12 protein-coding genes are annotated in these 17,153 nt (G+C 71.8%); 8 read left to right on the top strand and 4 right to left on the bottom strand.

Annotated elements, in window-relative coordinates:
* Nucleotides 1–33 precede the first annotated feature (33 nt).
* Entirely contained in the window at nucleotides 34–1,473 is a 1,440-nt protein-coding gene (locus ITJ54_RS00620; RefSeq protein ID WP_194625435.1) for a GuaB1 family IMP dehydrogenase-related protein, read from the bottom strand.
* A 144-nt stretch (nucleotides 1,474–1,617) separates the two neighbouring features.
* On the opposite strand from ITJ54_RS00620, the gene ITJ54_RS00615 reads away from it, so the two are divergent.
* Nucleotides 1,618–5,346, top strand: coding sequence for a multifunctional oxoglutarate decarboxylase/oxoglutarate dehydrogenase thiamine pyrophosphate-binding subunit/dihydrolipoyllysine-residue succinyltransferase subunit (locus tag ITJ54_RS00615; RefSeq protein ID WP_194625434.1), 3,729 nt, complete (start codon nucleotides 1,618–1,620; stop codon nucleotides 5,344–5,346).
* 105 nt (nucleotides 5,347–5,451) lie between these two features.
* Here the strand turns inward: ITJ54_RS00615 and ITJ54_RS00610 are convergent, their stop codons facing one another.
* Nucleotides 5,452–5,892 (bottom strand): GNAT family N-acetyltransferase, encoded by a 441-nt coding sequence (locus ITJ54_RS00610; protein ID WP_194625433.1) that lies wholly within the window; start codon nucleotides 5,890–5,892, stop codon nucleotides 5,452–5,454.
* A 116-nt stretch (nucleotides 5,893–6,008) separates the two neighbouring features.
* On the opposite strand from ITJ54_RS00610, the gene ITJ54_RS00605 reads away from it, so the two are divergent.
* Entirely contained in the window at nucleotides 6,009–6,593 is a 585-nt protein-coding gene (locus tag ITJ54_RS00605; RefSeq protein WP_194625432.1) for a hypothetical protein, read from the top strand.
* Between the two features lie 61 nt (nucleotides 6,594–6,654).
* Nucleotides 6,655–8,073, top strand: a complete 1,419-nt coding sequence (locus ITJ54_RS00600; RefSeq protein ID WP_194625431.1) for a LamG-like jellyroll fold domain-containing protein — start codon at nucleotides 6,655–6,657, stop codon at nucleotides 8,071–8,073.
* Nucleotides 8,074–8,114: 41 nt separating this feature from the next.
* Here ITJ54_RS00600 and ITJ54_RS00595 read toward each other — a convergent pair whose 3' ends face one another.
* Nucleotides 8,115–8,357 (bottom strand): alpha-ketoglutarate decarboxylase, encoded by a 243-nt coding sequence (locus tag ITJ54_RS00595; RefSeq protein WP_194625430.1) that lies wholly within the window; start codon nucleotides 8,355–8,357, stop codon nucleotides 8,115–8,117.
* Nucleotides 8,354–9,109 carry a sigma-70 family RNA polymerase sigma factor gene (locus ITJ54_RS00590; protein WP_194625429.1) on the bottom strand — a complete coding sequence of 252 codons (756 nt, stop codon included), beginning with the start codon at nucleotides 9,107–9,109 and terminating at the stop codon, nucleotides 8,354–8,356. Before ITJ54_RS00590 ends, ITJ54_RS00595 begins: the two co-directional genes overlap by 4 nt.
* 132 nt (nucleotides 9,110–9,241) lie before the next feature.
* Here ITJ54_RS00590 and aroA point away from each other — a divergent pair, with 132 nt between their 5' ends.
* The 5 genes from aroA to ITJ54_RS00565 all read left to right on the top strand — a co-directional run bounded on the left by aroA (nucleotide 9,242) and on the right by ITJ54_RS00565 (nucleotide 17,032).
* Nucleotides 9,242–10,666: a 3-phosphoshikimate 1-carboxyvinyltransferase gene (gene aroA, locus ITJ54_RS00585; protein ID WP_194625428.1), complete on the top strand. Its 1,425-nt coding sequence runs from the start codon at nucleotides 9,242–9,244 to the stop codon at nucleotides 10,664–10,666.
* Complete coding sequence (gene rsgA / locus ITJ54_RS00580; RefSeq protein WP_194625427.1) at nucleotides 10,663–11,721, top strand: ribosome small subunit-dependent GTPase A; 1,059 nt, start codon at nucleotides 10,663–10,665, stop codon at nucleotides 11,719–11,721. The genes aroA and rsgA overlap by 4 nt, the downstream gene beginning before the upstream one ends.
* A gap of 230 nt (nucleotides 11,722–11,951) precedes the next feature.
* Nucleotides 11,952–13,058 carry a hypothetical protein gene (locus tag ITJ54_RS00575; protein WP_194625426.1) on the top strand — a complete coding sequence of 369 codons (1,107 nt, stop codon included), beginning with the start codon at nucleotides 11,952–11,954 and terminating at the stop codon, nucleotides 13,056–13,058.
* Nucleotides 13,059–13,076: 18 nt separating this feature from the next.
* Nucleotides 13,077–13,859, top strand: coding sequence for an inositol monophosphatase family protein (locus ITJ54_RS00570; protein ID WP_194625425.1), 783 nt, complete (start codon nucleotides 13,077–13,079; stop codon nucleotides 13,857–13,859).
* Nucleotides 13,860–14,323: 464 nt separating this feature from the next.
* Nucleotides 14,324–17,032, top strand: a complete 2,709-nt coding sequence (locus ITJ54_RS00565) for a helix-turn-helix transcriptional regulator (protein ID WP_194625424.1) — start codon at nucleotides 14,324–14,326, stop codon at nucleotides 17,030–17,032.
* Nucleotides 17,033–17,153: the final 121 nt, after the last annotated feature.

The following is a 17,153-nucleotide window of genomic DNA, read 5'->3' as shown; positions in this document are numbered from 1 at the left end:
CAGCCGAGGGTGCTGTCTTGCCCTCGTCCGGCGCTACCAGCTGACGGGCAGCGGCTTGCCCTCTTCGTAGCCGGCGGCGGACTGGATGCCGACGAGCGCGCGCTCGGAGAACTCGGCCAGGCTGGTCGCGCCGGCGTACGTCGCGGAGCTGCGGACGCCGGTCGTGATCATGTCGAGCAGGTCCTCGACGCTCGGGCGCTCCGGGTCGAGGTAGATCGTCGAGGACGAGATCCCCTCGGCGAAGAGCGCCTTGCGTGCTCGCTCGTACGGGTCGAGCCGCTCGAAGCGCTCGCGGACCGCCTTGGCGGACGCCATCCCCCAGCTCTCCTTGTACGCGGCGCCCTTGGCGTCCCGACGCAGGACGCCAGGGGCCTCGAGCGTGCCGGCGAACCACGAGCCGATAATCACGGCGCTGGCACCGGCCGCGAGGGCGAGTGCGACGTCGCGCGGGTACCGGACGCCGCCGTCGGCCCAGACGTGGGCGCCGAGGGACCTGGCGGCAGCGGCGGTCTCGAGCACGGCGGAGAACTGTGGACGGCCGACCGCAGTCATCATGCGCGTGGTGCACATGGCGCCGGGGCCGACCCCGACCTTGACGATGTCGGCGCCGGCTGCGACGAGGTGTGCGACGGCGTCGGCGGTGACGACGTTGCCGGCCACGAGCGGGATGCCGAGGCGGAGCTCGGACACGGCGCGGAGCGCACGGAGCATGCCCTCCTGGTGGCCGTGGGCGGTGTCGAGCACGAGGACGTCGACGCCGGCGCTCGCGAGGGCCTTCGCCTTCGCGGCGACGTCGCCGTTGATGCCGATCGCGGCGGCGACCCGGAGCCTGCCGGAGGCGTCGACGGCCGGGCGGTAGATGTCCGAGCGGATCGCGCTGGTCGGGCTGGTGGTGCCGACGACGTGCCCGTGCCGCATGACCGGGGCGAAGTCGACGTCGGCGGCGGTGAGGACGTCGTAGACGTGGCGCGAGGAGCCGGCGTCGTCGGCGTCGACGGCCGTGGAGGCGCCGTGCAGCAGGTCGCGGAGCGTGGCGTCGGGGCCGGCGGTGCCGAGGCGGGTCGCGGGGACGCAGCCGAGGTACTCCCCCGAGCCGTCCCGCACGACGACCCCGCGACCGGCGACCGGCAGCAGCTGTTCGAGGGTCTCGGCGACCGTGGTGTCGGCGCCCATGTCGATCGCGGTGTCGTAGTCGACCGGCTGGTCCTTGACCCAGCGGATCGCGGCGTCGAGGTCCTGCAGGTGCATGTCCTGCGGCAGGACACCGAGCCCACCGCGTCGGGCGAGGGTGGCGGCGAGGCGCGGACCCGTGACCGAGTTCATGTTCGCGCTGACGATCGGGATGGTGGTGCCGGTGCCGTCGTTCGACGCGAGGTCGACGTCGAAGCGGCTCGTGACACCCGATCGACTGGGCACGAGGAAGACGTCGGAGTAGGTCAGGTCGTGCGTCGGCCGGGTCTCGTAGAACCTCATGCCGACCACCGTACTGCGCCGACGACATGCGTCGACCTGACACCGGACGGTCATGTGGGAACGGCTACGCTGGACGTCGTGCGGGGCAGGGTTGCGCCGCACGACACACACGAGCATCAATCGACGGAGAGTGGGCGATCGGCTGTGTCGAGCCATCTGACCGGAACTGACGAGACCGCGGGCGAATTCGGCGCGAACGAGTGGCTGGTGGACGAGCTCTACGAGCAGTTCCTCGCCGACAAGGACTCCGTCGACAAGTCGTGGTGGCCGGTCCTCGAGAGCTACCACCAGAGCGGCAAGGGCGCCGCTGGTGCCGCGGCTCCCGCAGCTCCGGCTCCTGCGGCCGCCTCGGCGCCTGCTCCCGCAGCGCCTGCTCCTGCTCCGGCCGAGGGCAAGGGCGGACAGATCCAGGCCCGCACAACCTCGAAGCAGCCGTCGCCGCAGCCGATCCCGGCCGAGGCGAACGACCAGACCGACGAGCACGACGAGACCCACGAGGACGTGGCCACCCCGCTCCGTGGCATGGCGAAGACCCTGGCGTCGAACATGGACGCCTCGTTGACCGTCCCCACGGCGACCAGCGTGCGGACCATCCCCGCGAAGCTGATGATCGACAACCGCATCGTCATCAACAACCACCTGCGCCGGGCCCGCGGCGGCAAGATCTCCTTCACGCACCTCATCGGCTGGGCCATGGTGCAGGCGCTCAAGGACACCCCGAGCCAGAACGTCTTCTACGAGGACCGCGACGGCAAGCCCTTCGTGGTGCAGCCCGCGCACGTGGGCCTCGGCATCGCGATCGACGTCCCGAAGAAGGACGGCACCCGCTCCCTCCTCGTCCCGAGCATCAAGCGTGCCGAGTCGCTGACGTTCGGCCAGTTCCTCTCCGCGTACGAGGACCTCGTCAAGCGGGCCCGTGACAACAAGCTCACGCCGGCGGACTTCCAGGGCACGACGATCTCCCTGACGAACCCGGGCGGCATCGGCACCGTGCACTCGGTCCCCCGCCTGACCAAGGGCCAGGGGTCGATCATCGGCGCCGGCGCGCTCGAGTACCCGGCGCAGTTCCAGGGCTCGGCCGCCAAGACCCTCGTCGAGCTCGGCATCGGCAAGACCATCACCCTGACCAGCACCTACGACCACCGCGTCATCCAGGGCGCCGGGTCGGGCGAGTACCTCAAGCGGGTGCACGAGCGGCTCATCGGCGAGCACGGCTTCTACGAGGGCATCTTCTCGGCGCTCCGGATCCCGTACAAGCCGATCCAGTGGGCGAACGACATCAACGTCGACCTCGCGCACCGTGTCAACAAGACGGCCCGCGTGCTGGAGCTCATCAACAGCTACCGGGTCCGCGGTCACCTGATGGCCGACATCGACCCGCTCGAGTACCGGCAGCGCACGCACCCCGACCTCGAGATCGAGAGCCACGGGCTGACGTTCTGGGACCTCGACCGCGAGTTCGTCACCGGCGGGCTCGCCGGCACGACGAACGCCCCGCTCCGCGACGTCCTCGGTGTGCTCCGTGACGCCTACTGCCGCACGGTGGGCATCGAGTACATGCACATCCAGGACCCGGAGCAGCGCCGCTGGGTCCAGTCCCGCATCGAGGTCCCCTACAGCAAGCCCTCGAAGGAGGAGCAGCTCCGCGTCCTCGGCAAGCTCAACGAGGCCGAGGCCTTCGAGACCTTCCTGCAGACCAAGTACGTCGGCCAGAAGCGGTTCTCGCTCGAGGGCGGCGAGTCCACCATCGCCTTCCTCGACACCCTCATCCAGCACGCGGCGATCGCCGGGCTCGACGAGGTCGCGATCGGCATGGCGCACCGCGGTCGCCTCAACGTGCTGACGAACATCGCCGGCAAGACCTACGGCCAGATCTTCCGCGAGTTCGAGGGCACCACGCTCCCGGGCTCCGTGCAGGGCCAGGGCTCCGGCGACGTGAAGTACCACGTCGGCACCGAGGGCGTCTTCCGCGCATCGGACGGCACCACGATCCCCGTCACGATCGCCGCGAACCCGTCTCACCTCGAGGCCGTCGACGGCGTGCTCGAGGGCATCGTCCGTGCCAAGCAGGACCGCGGCCCCGCCGGGGTCTACGGCGTGCTCCCCGTGCTCGTCCACGGCGACGCGGCGATGGCGGGCCAGGGCGTGGTCGTCGAGACGCTGCAGATGTCCCAGCTCCGCGGGTACCGCACCGGCGGCACCGTGCACCTGGTCATCAACAACCAGGTCGGGTTCACCACCCCGCCGGACCAGGCGCGCACCTCGGTGTACTCCACCGACGTCGCCAAGACGATCCAGGCGCCGGTCTTCCACGTGAACGGCGACGACCCCGAGTCCGTCGCCCGCGTCGCCGACCTGGCGTTCGCGTACCGCGAGGAGTTCCACCGCGACGTCGTCATCGATCTCGTCTGCTACCGCCGCCGCGGCCACAACGAGGGCGACGACCCCTCGATGACGCAGCCGCTCATGTACAACCTCATCGAGGCCAAGCGCTCCGTCCGCACGCTGTTCACCGAGGCCCTGGTCGGCCGCGGCGACATCACGCAAGAGGAGTACGACGAGGCCCACCGCGACTTCCAGGACCGCCTCGAGCGGGCCTTCGCGGAGACGCACGAGGCCCAGACCGGCACGATCCCGGTGATCGAGGTCGACGACGACGGCGCCGTGCAGGGGCTCGAACGACCGGCAGCGCAGCGCGACGACTCCGAGCACGAGGCCCGCGACACCGCGATCTCGCAGGATCTCGTCGAGCTCATCGGCGACGCCCACGGCAACCCGCCCGCCGGCTTCCAGGTCCACCCGAAGCTGCAGGCCCTGCTCACGAAGCGCACCGAGATGACCCGCAAGGGCGGCGTCGACTGGGCGATGGCCGAGCTGATGGCGATCGGCTCGCTGCTGACCGAGGGCAAGCCCGTCCGGCTCGCCGGGCAGGACGCCCGCCGTGGCACCTTCGTGCAGCGCCAGGCGGTGTTCCACGACCGGGCCAACGGCCAGGAGTGGTTGCCCCTGTCGAACCTGACCGAGGACCAGGCCCGCTTCTACATCTACGACACGCTCCTCAGCGAGTACGCGGCGATGGCGTTCGAGTACGGCTACTCGGTGGAGCGGCCGGACGCCCTCGTGCTCTGGGAGGCGCAGTTCGGCGACTTCGCCAACGGCGCCCAGACGGTCATCGACGAGTTCATCTCCTCCGCCGAGCAGAAGTGGGGCCAGCGCTCCGGCCTGGTGCTGCTGCTGCCGCACGGCTACGAGGGCCAGGGACCCGACCACTCGTCGGCCCGCATCGAGCGCTACCTGCAGCTGTGCGCCCAGGACAACATGGTGGTGGCGCGTCCGTCGACCCCGGCGTCGTACTTCCACCTGCTGCGTCGTCAGGCGTGGCAGCGCCCGCAGAAGCCACTCGTGGTGTTCAGCCCGAAGGCGATGCTCCGACTCCGTCAGGCGACGAGCCCGGTCGACGCCTTCACGAGCGGCACCTTCGAGGAGGTCATCGACGACGCCGCGATCACCGACCGCAGTGCCGTGCGCCGCGTCGTGCTGCACTCGGGCAAGGTCCACCACGACCTGCGCGCCGAGGCCGACAAGCGCGGGATCACCGACGTCGCCCTCGTCCGCCTCGAGCAGCTCGCACCGCTCCCCCTCGAGCGCCTGCTCGAGGTCCTGGCGGGCTACCCGGACGCCGAGGTCGTGTGGGCCCAGGAAGAACCCGAGAACCAGGGCGCCTGGCCGTTCGTGTGCATGAACCTCTCGCCGCACCTCGACGGCCGACCGCTGTCGGTCGCGTCCCGTCCGGCCAGTGCCGCACCGGCAACGGGGTCGTCGAAGCGCTCGTCGCAAGAGGCCTCCGACGTCATCACGAAGGCGCTCGGCTAGCCGACCGCGCCCCGTCACGAACGACGCGCCCCGATGTGTCGGGGCGCGTTGTTCGTTGCGGGGCGCGAAGCTCGTGGTGCTGCGCCGGGCCCGGCGCAGTACCCGTCACACGATGCGCGTGTACCGCACCCCGGAGTCGTGGTACCCGCGCTTCTGGTAGAACCGGTGCGCGCTGTCGGTGGCGGCCGCGCTGACGGCGGACAGCCGTCGCGCGCCCTGTTCGGCGGCCCACGTCTCGAAGGTGCCGATGAGCAGGGAACCGGTGCCGAGCCTCCTGGCTGACGGGTCGACCACCAGCAGGAGCAGCTGCGCCGTCGGCTCGTCCGAGGCGTACGCCCACGTGACCTGCGCTCCCGCGACGGCGACGGCCCGGCCGGCGTCGTCCCGGACGATCCACGTCCGGTGGCCGGCCTCGGGCGTGAGCCGCTCCAGGCGTTCCCGCATGCCCACGGGGTCGGCGTCGTGCCCGAGGAGGCGGACGAGGGTGGTGACGTCGTCGACGTCCGGGTCGGACCAGCTGGTGATCGACTCGACGGAGAGGCTCATGTCCGTGACCCTACCCGGGCCGTGGATCGTGTTGCGACGAGGGTTCCATCGCAACTGATATTCATATACGCTGCTGGTATGTCACCAACCCGGGTGACCTCACCGACAGGACAGCCATGCACATCTCCTCCCGCCACGGTCGCACCGCCGCCTGGATCGCACTCCCCCTCGCCGTCGTCGCGAGCGGCGCGCTCATCGCCACCGCGTCGTACGCCGCGTTCTCCGCCTCCACCGACAACGCCGGCAACAGCTGGCGGACCGGTGCCGTGGCGCTGACGGACAACGACGAGGGTGTCGCGCTGTTCGACGCCGAGGACCTCGTCCCCGGGTCCACCGGCTCGAACTGCATCACCGTCACGGCCACCACGACGAACCCCACGACCGTCAAGCTCTACACCGCCGCCCAGACGGACGAGGACACCCTCGCGCAGCACGTCAACATGACGGTCGAGCGTGGGTCGCTCGGCACGGCCGGGGACTGCAGCACGTTCACCGCGACGTCCACGGTGCACGACGGCACGCTTGCCGGCCTGATGGACCTCGACTCCTACGGCGAGGGGCTCGACGACTGGGCGCCTGCCACGGGCACCGCGAGCACCACCTACCGGTTCGTCTACGACCTCGCGGAGGACACCCCGAACACCGCGCAGTCCTCCGAGGCCGGCACGACGTTCGTCTGGGAAGCCCAGACGGCGTCCTGACGCGCTGACCGACCCGTCCGACCTGTCCCACCCGTCCGAGCCCGAGCACGAGGAGCAGCCGATGTCGACCACCATCACCACCTGGCACCGCCGGTGCGTGGGTGACGTCCCGCGGCTGCTCCTCGCGGTCACGGCCAGGACCGTGCTGTGGTCGGTCCTGCTGCTCGCCCTGTGGTCCACGCTCCCCGTGTTCCTCGGCTGGCACGTGACGACGGTCGTGTCGGACTCGATGGCCCCCGCGATCCGGACGGGCGACGTCGTCGCGGCGATGCCGACCGGGCCGGACGCCGTCACACCGGGTCGTGTCCTGCTCGTCGAGGACCCCGACCACGACGACCGGCTCCGCCTGCACCGGCTGCACCGCGTGGAACAGGACGGCTCCCTCCGACTCCGCGGCGACGCCAACCCGGCCGCCGACCGGACGGCGGTGGCACCCGACGCGGTGCTCGGCATCGGGGTCCTGCGGTTCCCGTTCGTCGGGCTGCCGCGGGTGTGGGTCGGCGAACAGGCGTGGGCGGACCTGATCGCCGTCGGGCTCGCAGCCGCCGCGTTGCTGCTGCTCGCCCGCCTCGACCGACCGATCCTCGACGGTGAGCCGTGCCGACGGTGCGGTGCCCCGCGCTGGGACCTCCGCACCACGCCGCTGCGGCCGGGCACCCCTGGTCACGCACCCCGCTCGGCAGCGGTCCCCCTCGTCGCCGGAGCCCTCGTGGTGCTGGTCGGGGTGACCACCGCGTTCTCGGGCGCGTCGTTCTCCGGCACGACCACGACCGCGGCGGCGCTCGGGTCCACCGAGTTCGGGTGCTTCCACCACGACCCAGCCGGTGCCGTGCTCGCGTGGGACTTCGCGGAGAAGAACGGTGCGCGGGTCGCTGACGTCAGCGGACACGGCGCGGACGGCTTCTTCGCCAACGTCGGTGCGTCGCGGATCGACGGCGACTGCGCAGCGAACCCGTCCGTCCACCTCACCGCCGACGGCTCCGAGGGCTACGCGGTCACGGACACGGCGGTCGCCGCCCCGAACGTGTTCACGATCTCGGCGTGGTTCCGCACCGAGGTCGCCGGGGGGCGGGTGTTCGGCTTCGGGTCGGATCAGAACCTGTCCTCGGTCTACCGCGATCGACACCTCTTCGTCGACGCAGACGGACGCCTGCGCTTCGGCACCGAGGAGTCCGGCTCGCAGTTCAAGTTCATGGTCGTCGCACCCACCCGTGTGGACGACGGGCAGTGGCACCACGCCGTCGCCACCTTCACGCCGGGGTCGATGGTGCTGTACCTCGACGGCGAGTGCCAGGGCAGCCGCACCGATGCCAGGAGCCTGCGCCAGTACAGCGGGTTCTGGCGCGTCGGACGCCAGTCACTCAGCGGGTGGGGAGGCAGCGGCGCCTGGGCGTTCACCGGCGACGTCGACACGGTCCGCGTCCACGACCAGGTGCTCGACCCGGCAACGGTCGCGGCCGAGTACGCAGCCGGACGCTGAGCGGACCCGACGCGGGACGTGCGCGACTCCGCCGGACGACGTCAGTGCGTCGACTGCTCCTCGCGGATGCGGGTCAGGATCTCGCTCCGCAGCTGGTCCGGCGCGGTCTCCCGGCAGGCACGCTTGACGGTCTCCATCAGGACCACGCCGACACGGTGCTCGGTCTGGCAGTCCACGCAGTCGTCCATGTGCTCGCGGATGTCCGCGGCGTCCTCGTGCCGCAGCTCGTCGTGCAGGAACTCCTCGAGCTCCGCCTTGGCCTTGGAGCAGTCGCAGCCGCTCATCGCGCACCCTTTCCGTTCGTGCGGCTCGACGCCGCAGCAGTTCCTCGGCCTCGTCCGCGCATCGTCGCCGTCGACGCTGCGTCCGGAACGACACCGGTCTCGCGAGCGTGGTCCGCCAGGAGCCCCCGGAGGAGCCGGCGTCCACGGTGGAGACGGCTCATGACCGTCCCCACGGGGGTCTTCATGATGTCGGCGATCTCCTGGTAGGAGAAGCCCTCGACGTCGGCGAAGTACACGGCCATCCGGAAGTCCTCGGGGATGGCCTGCAGGGCGTCCTTCACGGCGGAGGACGGCAGGTGGTCGATCGCGTCGGCCTCGGCGGACCGCGCGGACACCGACTGGGTGACGCTCTCCGCGCCGCCGAGCTGCCAGTCCTCGAGCTCGTCGATGGTGCCCTGGTACGGGTTCCGCTGGTTCTTGCGGTACGTGTTGATGAACGTGTTCGTCAGGATCCGGTACAGCCAGGCCTTCAGGTTCGTGCCCTGCTTGAACTGGCGGAACGCGGCGAACGCCTTGACGAAGGTCTCCTGCACCAGGTCGGACGCGTCCGACGGGTTCCGGGTCATCCGCATGGCCGCGCCGTAGAGCTGGTCCATGAACGGGAGCGCCTGGTCCTCGAAGAGCCGGCGCAGTTCGGGGCTCGACACGGTCTTCGCGTCGACGACCTCGGCCTCGGCCTCCTCAGCGTCGAGCTGGGCCTCGGTCTCCTCGACCAGGTCGTTCGGTGTCGCCTGCGGCTCGTCGGTCGTCATCGCCCGCCAGTCTAGGGCGAGCGACGTCGGGACGACGGGCAGCGTCGTCGACGCGTCCGGCAAGCGTGTCCGCGTGGGTGCGAGTGCTGTCGCCACGGGTCCTCCACATCGTTTCAGTAGTCTTGTGAACCGATGGCAGACACGACGCATTCCCAGAGCCAGACCCCCACCGGAGCGGGTCCGGCCCCGTGGGTCGCGCCCGTCGCGAGCGGGCCCCTCCGCGGCGACGTCTCGCTGCCCGGGTCGAAGTCGTTGACGAACCGCGAGCTCGTCCTCGCGGCCCTCGCCGACGGACCGTCCAGGATCCACCTGCCGCTGCACTCGCGCGACTCCGCCCTGATGGTCGAGGGGCTCCGCGCACTCGGCGTGGGGATCGAGGAGCTCCCGAGCACGGACCCCGACGGCCCGAACCCGTACGGCCCCGACCTCCGGGTCACCCCGGCGCCGATGACCGGGGACGTCCGCGTCGACTGCGGTCTCGCCGGCACCGTGATGCGCTTCCTGCCCCCGCTCGCCGCCCTCGCCGTCGGCCCGGTCGTCTTCGACGGTGACGAGTCCGCCAGACGCCGCCCGATGCGCCCCGTCATCGACGCCCTGGTGCAGCTCGGCGTGGACGTCACCGACGACGGGGACGGCTCACTGCCGTTCGCGTTCACCGGCACGGGCTCGGTCCGCGGCGGCGCGCTGTCGATCGACGCCTCGGCCTCGTCCCAGTTCGTCTCCGGCCTGCTGCTCTCGGCCCCCCGCTTCGACCAGGGGCTGCACCTCCGCCACGAGGGCGAGCGCCTGCCGAGCCTCCCCCACATCGAGATGACCGTCGCCGCCCTCCGCGCCCGCGGCGTCCGCGTCGACGAGCCCGCGGTCGGCGAGTGGGTCGTGCACCCGGGCCCGATCGCCGCGGTCGACGTCACCATCGAGCCCGACCTGTCGAACGCCGCGCCCTTCGCCGTCGCCGCACTCGTCGCCGGCGGCACCGTCCGCATCCGCACCTGGCCCACCCACACCACGCAGGTCGGTGCCGACCTCGAGACCCTCCTGCCCCGGTGGGGCGCGACCGTGGTCCGAGACGGCGACGACCTGGTGTTCGGTGGCGGCGTCGGGATCCGAGGGGGAGCCTCCGTCCCGGGTCTGGACCTGGACCTGACCCGCGGTGGCGAGCTGGCACCGGCGCTCGTCGCGCTGGCGGCGTTGGCCGCCGGACCGACGACCATCACCGGGATCGGCCACCTGCGCGGCCACGAGACGGACCGGCTGGCAGCGCTCGCTGCGGACGTGAACCAGACAGGAGGCTCGGTGCACGAACTCGACGACGGCCTGCGGATCGAGCCGGCGCCGCTCCACGGCGGTGGCTGGGCCGCGTACGAGGACCACCGGATGGCGACCGCTGGCGCGATCGTCGGGCTGGTGACGCCGGGCATCGCGGTGGACGACATCGGGACGACGGCGAAGACGCTGCCGCAGTTCCCGGAGCTGTGGGCCGAGCTCGTGGCGTCGGCTTCGGTGTCGGCGTCGTCTTCATCGGCGTCGCCGTCCTCGTCGCCGGAGGTGTCGCGATGAGCTGGTGGGACGACGACGGCGGGTCGGACGGCGACGAGGACGAGCCCTACGGCCAGTACGACGAGTCGAGCGTGCGGGTGCGCCCGAACCCGAAGGGCAACCGGCCGCGCACGAAGACGCGTCCCGCGTACGAGGACGCGCCGAGCGGCTGGGTGACGAACGTCGACCGCGGGCGGTTCGGCGTGCTCGTGACCGACGAGGACGGCGAGCACGTCATCACGGCGACGAAGGCCCGGGAACTCGGGCGCAAGTCCGTCGTCACGGGCGACCACGTGTCACTCACCGGGGACGTCTCCGGCGACGAGGGCTCCCTGGCGCGCATCGTGCGGGTCGCCGAACGGACGACGCTGCTGCGGCGGAGCGCCGACGACTCGGACGAGGTCGAGCGTGTCATCGTCGCGAACGCCGACCAGATGCTCGTGGTCGTCGCGGCGGCGGATCCCGAGCCCCGCACGCGGCTGATCGACCGGTACCTCGTGGCGGCGTTCGACGCCGGCCTCGACCCGATCCTGTGCATCACGAAGACCGACCTCGCCGACCCGACAGCGTTCCTGGCGCACTTCGCGTGCCTGGACCTGCGGATCGTGACGAGCCGTGCGGACGACTTCCCGCTCGACGACCTGCACGAGCTGCTCGACGGCAAGGTCACCGTGACCGTGGGGCACTCCGGCGTCGGCAAGTCCACGCTCGTGAACGCCCTGACCGGGTCCACGCGGGCGATCGGCGTCGTGAACTCCGTCACCGGGCGGGGGCGGCACACGTCGTCGTCCTCGGTCGCGTTGCGCGTGCACGACGGCGGCTGGATCATCGACACGCCGGGTGTGCGGTCGTTCGGCCTCGGGCACGTGCAGCCCGAGAACGTGTTCCGCGCCTTCGCCTCCCACGCGATCCCGGTGCTGCCCCCGCGGGACGACATCCCGCTGCCGCAGGCCCACGACTGGGAGATCGTCGACCGGGTCGCCGCCGGGGAGCTCGGGCCGACGGGCATCGAGCGGCTGGACTCCTTCCGTGCACTGCTGACGGGCATGGGCGCGCACGACCCCGGTTCCGACTGAGCCGCGCGGTTCCGTGCCCGCCGCGGCTGGCGTGGCCGCCGGCGGTTGTCCTCGGTGAGATCGCACTTCGTGTCGGGTCGGCCGGGCCGGACCCGACACGAAGTGCTATCTCACCGGGCTGGTCGTGCGACGCGCAGCCCCGCTCGCCGGGCTGGTCCCGCCGCGCAGCCCCGCGCAGCCGCCTGGTCCCGCGTCGACAAACCCCCGGCACGGGCGTAGCATCGCCACACGTGTCTGAAGTTGCAAAGTACAACTACGTCAAGAGCCACCACGCCGCTCCCCGACCTCCCCACCGCGCGCCCGGGGTGCTCCGCCCCGCGGGCCTCGGCCGCACGCTGCTGACCTTCGCGACGCACATCCTCGTGCCGCTGTTCCTCGCGGCCGGCATGGGCCTGGCCTACCTCGGCGCCTTCCACGCCCCCGCACCGAGAGAGCTCCCCGTCGGCATCGTCGGTCAGGGCCCCACCGCGCAGGTGTTCGCGCAGACGGTCACGGACCAGTCGGACGGCGCCCTCGTGGCCCACGTCGTGGCGACGACGGCCACCGCCGAGCGTCAGGTGCGCGACCGCGACCTCGCAGCCGTGTACGCCCCGACGACGACGGGCGCCACGCTCTACGTCTCCACGGCCGCGTCGGAGACGACCGCCACGGCGGCGCAGAAGGTGTTCCTGCCGATCGCGTACGACCAGCACCTGCCCTTCCGCGTGGTCGACGTCGTGCCGGCCGGCGACCAGGACACCACCGGGCAGGGACTGTTCTTCCTGCTCGTCGCGCTGAGCGTCGGCGGGTACGCCTCGGCCATCGCGGTCGCCGCCTTCGCGACGCGGCTCGGTGCGGTCTGGACGGCGGTCGTCGGACTCGCCACGGCCGGGGTGGTCGCGGGCATCGGCACCGTCGTCGCCGGACCGGTCTACGGCGTCGTCACGACCCACACGTGGCAGGTGTTCCTGTTCGCGTGGATGTACGACGCGGTCATCATCGCCCTGGGGATCGGGCTGCACCCGTTGCTCGGGCGGTGGACGACGCCGGTGCTGACGATGCTGTTCGTGATGCTGAACTTCACGTCCTCAGGCGGAATCTTCCAGCCGGCGTTCCAGCCCGGGTTCTTCGCCGCCCTCAACACGTTCTGGAGCGGCGCCGCCTGGCTGGAGGCCGCGCAGGACCTGCAGTACTTCCCCGGCGCGTCCCTCGGCCGGAGCTCCCTGGTGCTGGCGCTCTGGCTCGCCGCGGCCGTGCTGCTCTGCGTCGTCGTGCACGGCCTGGTCGCCCGTCGCAGCCGCATCGCCCGTGCGCGCGAGGTCAGCCGGCTCGAGGAGGAGGAGGTCGTCGCGGCCTAGCCCCGCTACGCTCGTCCCGTGGACCTCAGCGCCGACCTGGACTTCGCCCGTTCCCTCGCGGACACCGCGGACGCGATCAGCCTCGAGCGCTTCCGGGCCGCCGACCTGCACGTGTCGCGGAAGGCCGACAGCACCCACGTCACCGACGCCGACCAGGCGGTCGAACGGGCCCTGCGCGACCGGATCGCCGCCGAGCGCCCCGACGACGCCTTCCTCGGCGAGGAGACCACCGCGGACACCGGCGCCGACGCCCTCAGCGAGGGACACCGCCAGTGGGTGGTCGACCCGATCGACGGCACCGCGAACTACCTCCGTGGCGTGCCGGTCTGGGCGACCCTCATCGCGCTCGCGGTGGACGGCCGGCCGGTCCTCGGCGTGGTCAGCGCCCCCGCGCTCGGCAAGCGCTGGTGGGCGGCAGCCGGCCTCGGTGCGCACGGGTTCGACGGCCCCCTGCACGTCTCCGGCGTCGCGGACCTGGCGGACGCCAGCCTCAGCTACAACAGCATCCAGCAGTGGGACGAGGACGACCGGCTGGAGCCGCTGATCACGCTGTCCCGGATGGTGTGGCGCACGCGGGCCTACGGCGACATGTGGTCGTACATGATGGTCGCGGAGGGCATCCTCGACGTCGCCGGCGAGCCGGACCTGAAGCCGTGGGACATGGCGGCGCTCGTGCCCATCGTCGAAGAGGCCGGCGGCCGCTTCACCTCGCTCGACGGCGATCCCGGCCCATGGCACGGCAGCGCCCTCGCCTCGAACGGCCTGGTGCACGACGCCGTGGTCGAGATCATCCGGCGCTGACCAGCCGCTGGTCCGCCCGGAGGGGGACAGACCTGTCCCCCGTTCTGACCCCTGGATCGCTCCATGTGCCCCCCACGAGGGGGGAAAGACCCCCCGTTCTGGGGTGACCCATCGTCACATCCGACTGCGTGCATCGGCTGTCCCGTCGAACTACTGAGATAGGTTCCTTCACAGACGGCAGGCCAGTCGACGCCTCGGGATCCCTAGTCCCGGAGCTGACACAGACCCGTCGTGTTCGTCAGATACCCAACCCGAAGGGTGAGAAGACGATGAATTCATCGTTCCCGAGCGAGATCGAGTGCACCCTCACTCGACCGCATTCCAACCACGATCTGCCCGGCGCCTCCCTGATGGCCGCCACACGTCCGAGCTCCAGCGGGGTCACCACCCCCGTCCTGGGCCGGTCCGCCTCCGTGCGCTCTGACCGCTGGTCCGCCTCTGGTACCGGAGGCCGGTGAGTCCTGATGGAACTCACCGGTCGACGTTCTGAGGTCGACCGGATCGCAGCCCTCGCAGTCCTCCCCCGGGAGTCTGCGATGGTCGTGGTCGGCGACCCTGGCTCCGGACGCAGCAGCGTCCTCGACGCGGTCTCGCACCGTGTCTCCATCCCCGTCGTCCGACTGGGCGTCAACGGAAGCGAAGCCCGTTGGCCCATGTCGGGAGTGACATCCCTGTTCACCGCCCTCGACGACCCCCGGGCCTCGGCGCACATCGCGCGTCTGGTCCGCAACGTCGACGACGGCCTCGCCGCAGCGCACGACTTCCTCGACGCCGTGCACGCGCTGACGCTCCCGCCGACGCTCGTGCTCATCGACGACCTGGACCGCATGGACGCCGAGAGCCAGGAGCTCATCGCCTTCCTCGCGGGACGGCTCGCCGGCACGGCGCTCCGCCTCGTGGCGACCGTCCGCCGTGTGCCGTCGAACGGCCCGCTCACGTCCCTCCCCACGCTGCGGCTCGAACCGCTCGCGCAGGACGAGGCACTCGTGCTGGCTCGTGACATGGCCCCGGAAGAAGCGAACGACGGCGTCCTCGCCGTCCTCGCCCACGAGACCGGTGGCAACCCCGGAGCCCTCCGCGAGCAGATCGGCGCACTCCGCCGTGAACAGCTCGTCGGCACCGAGCCGCTCGTGCTCCCGCTCCGCCCCACCCCGACGACCGCCGCAGCCGCGGCACTCGTGCTCGAAGCCGCCGCAGGACGCGATCTGGACGTCCTGGCGCGGTTGGCACTCGTGCCGACGGCCCGGCTCGCCGGCTGGGACCGGGACGCCGTCGACGACCTCGTGGGCGCCGGCCTGGCCACGCTCCGCGGGCAGTCGATCGCCGTCCGTGACCCGCTCGTCCGCTCCGCGCTGTACTGGAGCATGCCCGCGAAGGACCGCCGCGAGGCGCACACCGAGCTGGCAGCGGACGCGGCGGCGCACGACGACCGCTCCGCCGTCTGGCACAGCAGCTTCGTCGAGCACACGCCCGACGCGGTCGCACTGCTCACCGCGGCGAAGTCGTACGCGGCCGAGGGCGACTCGCACGCCGCCGTCGCCCTGACCGAGCGTGCCCTGCACGTCGGGACGGGCTCGGAGGTCGAGCACGCCGCACTGCTGACCGTCGCCGAGGTCCTGCTCGGACACCGGCTGCTCGGCTACGCGGCGCGGTACCTCGCGGCGATCAAGCCGTTCGAGGAGCTGCGCGACGAGGTCCGACGACTCCGCCTGCAGTACTCGGTGCAGTACCTCAGTGGCGACGTGGTCCACGCGGACGAGCTGATGGTCCCCGTCCGGACGGACGACGCCGAGGAGTCCGACGCCCTCGCCGGCCTGCTGGCCATGGTGGCGTCCTTCCGCGCCGAGGCGTGGGAGCTCGACCAGGCACGTGACCTGCTGCACCGCGCCGAGCTCTTCGAGGACCGTGCTTCCGAGCACACCGCGGAGGTCCTCGCGACGGCGCGACAGCTCGTCGCCGCCGTCGACGGCACCCTGCCGCCGGACGCCGAGCTGCACGAGGGCCTCGCCGCCCAGAAGCTGCTCGCCATGTCCGACCCGGCACTGCTGCTGCTCTCGCACGCACTGAGCCTCGCCGAGCGCTACCGCAGCGCCCGCCGCGTGTTCGCACTCGTGCTCGCCCGTGCCAACGACACCGCTCCGGTGTGGCTCGAGGCGGCGCGCTACCTGTCCGCCGAGAACGAGGTGCGCTCCGGGAACTTCCGGCAGGCGCTCCGTGCGATCGACGTCTGGGAGTCCGGCTCGGCGGTCGTGGAACGGCTCCGCGAGCCGTCCCGGGCGATCGCCATCGCCTGGCGGCACTTCGCGGAGGGTCGCTCGGCCGACGCGCTCGACGTCGTCGACCACTGCCTGCGACAGCGCACCACGAGCCGTCTGTGGGGTGCGACGGCGAAGCTGTACGCCCTGCGCGGCCGCGTGCTGCTGCTCGACGGCCGGCTCGAGGAGGCGGCGTCCTCGCTCGAGGCCGCCGACGCCATCGGTCGTTCCCTGCGCAACCCGGCGGTGCTCCGGCACCTCGGGGACCTGGTCGAGGCCTACGCCCGGCTCGACCGGATCGACGACGCGCGGAACATCACCGCACGGCTCGCCGCTGACCACCACGCCCGGCCGTCCCGCTGGGGCGCCCTGGTGCTGGCACGGAGCGTGGCGCTCATCGCCGACGAGGGGACCAAGGACGCGTCCAAGCGACGTGCCCTCGAGGTCTTCCAGCCGGCGGACTCGCAGTTCGAGCGTGCTCGGACGTTCGCGGCCCTCGCCGCGGTCGGCACCCCCGCCGACCGTGCCCGCCTGGGTGCAGCAGCCGCGGCGGCCTACGAGGCCGCCGGTCTCCGACGTCCGCTCGTGACGCCGGCCCCGACGGTCGCGATGCCCACCCTCGGTGGCGTCGTCGGCTCCGGTCCGTTCTCCGGTGCGGTGCGCTCCGGCGTGCTCCTCTCCGCGACCACCCCGGGCACCCCCGGGACGCCGCGGAGCGCGCCGGACGCGTCGGCAGTGCTCACCTCGCTGACCGCGGAGGAGCGTGCCGTGGTGCAGAAGGTGACGGAGGGCTACCGCAACCGCGAGATCGCCTCGTCGCTGTACATGTCCCAGCGCACGGTCGAGCTGCGGCTGACGCAGATCTACCGCAAGGTCGGGGCGCGGTCGCGCTCCCACCTGGTCGCGCTGCTCACGTGATCTGAACCCGCCCATCCACACACGGGAGGCCCGGTGCCAGCTGGCACCGGGCCTCCCGTCTGTCTGCTGGTCGCGCACCCACCGTTCGGTCCACCGGTTGCGTGACCCCGCATCGGGCACC

The sequence above is a fragment of the Curtobacterium sp. VKM Ac-2865 genome, from assembly GCF_015350905.1.
Taxonomy (GTDB): Bacteria; Actinomycetota; Actinomycetes; order Actinomycetales; family Microbacteriaceae; genus Curtobacterium.
The sequence above is the reverse complement of the archived record's forward strand: the minus strand, read 5'-3'. Positions and strand labels throughout refer to the sequence as shown.